The sequence below is a fragment of the Halorubrum sp. AD140 genome (genome assembly GCF_034497445.1).
Taxonomy (GTDB): Archaea; Halobacteriota; Halobacteria; order Halobacteriales; family Haloferacaceae; genus Halorubrum.
Map to the genome: position 1 here is coordinate 1 of NZ_JAXRUU010000116.1, position 3949 is coordinate 3949.

The 3949-nt window shown below is 74.2% G+C and carries 3 protein-coding genes; all 3 read right to left on the reverse strand.

What is annotated here, in order from left to right; all coding sequences use genetic code 11:
* Positions 1-557: FAD-dependent oxidoreductase (locus tag U4E84_RS16345; RefSeq protein WP_322533176.1), on the reverse strand; the 557-nt coding region annotated here is incomplete at its 3' end.
* A gap of 103 nt (positions 558-660) precedes the next feature.
* The gene (locus U4E84_RS16350; RefSeq protein WP_322533177.1) at positions 661-2097 is read right to left on the reverse strand and encodes a bifunctional oligoribonuclease/PAP phosphatase NrnA; all 1437 of its coding nucleotides are present in this window, start codon (positions 2095-2097) and stop codon (positions 661-663) included.
* 36 nt (positions 2098-2133) lie between these two features.
* The coding region (gene folP, locus U4E84_RS16355) for a dihydropteroate synthase (RefSeq protein ID WP_322533178.1) at positions 2134-3949 on the reverse strand (1816 nt) is incomplete at its 5' end.

Genomic DNA, 3949 nt, shown 5'->3' on the forward strand with positions numbered 1-3949 from the left:
CGGAACTCCTCGCGGCGGTGCGCGACGTAGACGGTGTCGGCGAACTTCGTCAGGAAGTTCGCCTCCTCCATGGCCGCGTCGCCGCCGCCGACGACGAGCATGTCCTCGTCGCGGAAGAACGCGCCGTCGCAGGTCGCACAGGTCGAGAGCCCGTACCCCATCAGCTCGTCCTCGCCGGGAACGCCGAGCGTCCGGGCGCTCGCGCCCGAGGCGGCGATGACGGCGTCGGCGGTGTAGGCGTCGCCGTTCGTGAGCTCGACGCGGAAGTGGCCCGCGGGCTCCTTCGAGACGCTCTCGATGACGCCGTTGCGCGTCTCGGCGCCGAACTTCTCGGCCTGCGCCTTCATGTCGTTGATGAGCTGGGGGCCGGAGATGCCCTCGGGAAAGCCGGGGTAGTTCTCCACGTCGGTGGTGAGCGTGAGCTGGCCCCCCGGCTCGTCGCCCTCGATGAGGAGGGGGTCGTTGTTCGACCGCGCGGCGTAGATCCCCGCGGAGAGCCCCGCAATGCCGGTGCCGGCGATGATGAGTCGGCGGTGGCCGACAGTATTGTCACTCATGTGCCGTTCTTTGCCACCGCGAGATATGTAGGTTGCGCCATCGGGCGCGGCGGACGGCCGACCGCCGGGCCGCTCTCGGTCCCGTCGCGGTGTGACCGCCCGCTCAGTCGGTCGAGAACTCCGGGTAGGTGTCGCTCGGCGGCGTGGGCGCGTCGTCGAGCGCCTCGAAGAAGCGGCCGGAGACGAACGTCTCGACGACCTCCGGCAGCGACTCCGACTCCGAGACCTCCTTCAAGATCCCAAGCGGGACCTGTGCGCCGGCCATGCTGGCGTGCCCGCCGGCGGAGCCGACCGGGTCGAGCGCGTCCCGCAGCAGCTCGCCCACGTCGAGGTCCGCGCCGCGAGAGCGCGCGGAGCCGTAGATCACGCCGTCCATGTAGCCGTACACGAACGTGACCGTGACCCCGTCCATATCGAGGAGGCGCTCGGACGCCTGCGCGAGGGTGTCGCGGTCGCTGATCTCGCCGACGCAGGAGGCGACCGTCGAGCCCCGCACGTCGCGTCCCTCGATGGCGCTGGCGAGCACCCGGAGCGTCTCCTGGCTCACGCTCGGGCTCTCGACGCGCTCGAGCGTCGACTCGTCTGCGAGCGGCGACAGCGACGCCGCCGCCTCGAAGTCCGGGATCGATGTCGACCGCGTGAAGTCCTTCGTGTCGATCCGGATCCCGTACAGCAGCGCGGTGGCGAGCTGTCGGTCCGGCTCGACGCCGAGCCGCGAGAGGTACTCCTCGATCAGCGTGCTCGTCGCGCCGACCTCCGGCCGGATGTCGACGAACTCCCCGGCGACCGGCCCGCGAGGCGGGTGGTGGTCGACGACGATGTCGACCGCGTGCCCCTCGGGGAGGCTGTCGTTGATCCCCGCTCGCGAGTGGTCGACGAGGGCGACCCCGCCGTAGTCATCGAGGTCGATCCCGTCGAACGTCGACAGCGAGAGGTCGAGCAGGTTCACCATCGCGCGGTTCTCCTGATGGGCGATCTCGCCGCCGTAACAGGGGTCCGCGGGGACGCCGACGACGTCAGCGACCCGCGCCAGGCCGATCGCGCTCGCGATGGCGTCCGGGTCGGGGTTGTCGTGCGCGACGACGAGGAGGGGACCGGAGAGGCCTCGGAGCGTCGACAGCAGTCTGACCGGCAGCTCGTCGCCGTCGGCGTCGGTCGCCGCTCGGACCCGCGAGACCATCGCCTCGACCGGATCGACGACGCGGTCCGCGACCGCCTCCAGCGCCGCCCCCTGGGCCGCGGTCGGGTTCGTCCCGACGTGCGCGACGATCATCGCGTCCGGATAGTGCTCTCTCGCGGCCTCCGCGGCGGCGACGTTGCGCGCGGGGTCGTCGCTCGCGACCAGCACGACCGCGACGCGGTCGGGGTACGCCGACGGGTCCGTGGGGTCGGCCTCGACGGTGGCGACGTTGCGGTCGCGGAGCGTCGACACCCACCCGGTGTCGTCGGTGATCGCGACCAGCTCGCCGCGCTCCTCGCGGGTGCGCTCGACGAGCGTGTTCCCGACCGCGCTACAGCCGAGCAGCAGACGCCGGGCCATACGCACACGAGGGCGTCGCGACGCAAAACGCTGCCGTCATTCGCTCGGGGCGCCTCCGTCGGCGGCGTCCCCTCCCTCTCGCAGTGCCCCGTTCACCGCGGCGGCGACGTCGACCGCGGCGCGGTTCTCCGCCACGTCGTGGACCCGCACGAGGTCCGCCCCCCGGTCGGCCGCGAGCGCGGTGGCGGCGACGGTGACGTGCTCGCGGTCGTCCGGGTCGCAGTCGACCGCACCGAACATCGACTTGTGCGAGTGGCCGACGAGTACGGGGCAGTCGAGCGCGGCGAACTCCCCGACGCGGTCGAGCAGCTCGAACGCCTCGGCCGCCGACTTCCCGAAGCCGAGGCCGGGATCGACGATCACCCTGTCGCGGTCGATCCCGGCCGTGTCGGCGAGCGCCAGCCGCTCGCGGAGCGACGCGATAACATCTCCCACCACGTCGTCGTACTCGGGCTCGTTCGTCGGGTCGACCGGCGCGTCGAGGCTGTGCATCACCACGACCGGGCAGTCCGCGTCGGCGACGACCTCGCGCATCGCGGGGTCCTCCAGCCCGGTCACGTCGTTGATCAGGTCGGCCCCGGCCTCCAGGGCCGCCTCCGCGACCGCCGCCTTCCGCGTGTCGACCGAGACCAGCACGTCGCCGTCGGCGACCGCCGGCACCGACTGCACCGCTTCGATCGTCGGGACGACGCGGTCGATCTCCTCGTCCGTCGGGACCGGCTCGGCGCCCGGCCGGGTCGACTCGCCGCCGACGTCGACGACGTCGACCCCGGCCGCGACCATGCGCTCGACGCCCGCGACCGCGTCTTCCAGCGCCTCGTGGCGCCCGCCGTCGTGGAAGGAGTCCGGCGTGACGTTGAGTACCCCCATCACCGCCGTGTCGTCGGTCCAGGGGTAGTCGGGGGCGGGAGCGTCGCCCTCCGTTTGGAATCCGTCTCCGTCGAGCCCGAGCCGGTCGGCTAGGTCGGCCGCGACGCCCCCGAGCCCCGCGCCCTCCCGAGCCCGCAGCCGGTCGAGGAGTTCGCGGTACTCCGCGACCGTCCCCCCGAGCGTGATCGGGACCTGCTCGCCGCCGGGCACGCGCCCCTCGCCCGCCCCGAGCCCGCCGATCGCGGCGTCGCCGCCGACCGCCCGGATCGCGGCCGCGAGGCGCTCGGCGCGGTCGCCGCGCAGCCGGAGGGTGAGGACGCGGTGGTCGATGCCGTCGGCGCGGACCGCGGCGTCGTCGGGCGGGACGCCGGCCGTCTCCAGCGAGCGGACGGCGCCGCGGCGGTCGGCGTCCCCGCGCCGCGCGTCCGCCCTCCCGCCGCCCGCTCCGCCGACCGACCGCGGCGTCACGGTCCGGAGGCGGGCCGCGCGGGCCTCGGCGACCGCGAACAGCGACCCGACGAGCAGCACGCAGTCGTCCGGGCCGGCCCGCTCGACGGCCGCGTCGAGGGCGGCGGCCACGTCGTCGCCGACGGTCACGTCGTCGACGCCGGCCGTCCGGAGCGCGGCCGCGAGCACCTCCGGGTCCTCGGCGCGGTCGAGCGCCGGCCGGCAGGTGATCGCGGAGGCCGCGTCGGGGAGCGCGCTCGCGGCGCCCGCGTGGTCCTTGTCGTGCATCGACGCGTACACGAGGTGGAGCTCCTCGTAGTCGTACTCGGCGAGCGTCCCCGCGAGCGTCCGGCAGGCGGCCGGGTTGTGGGCGCCGTCGAGCACCGTCAGCGGCGCCGTGTCGACCACCTCGAACCGACCCGGCCACGTCGCCCGCGCGAGCCCGTCGCGGACCGCGGACTCGGGCAGCGGGCCGTCGATCCCGCCCTCGAGAGCGGACGCGGTCCGCCGGGCCAGCGCGACCGCCACCCCCGCG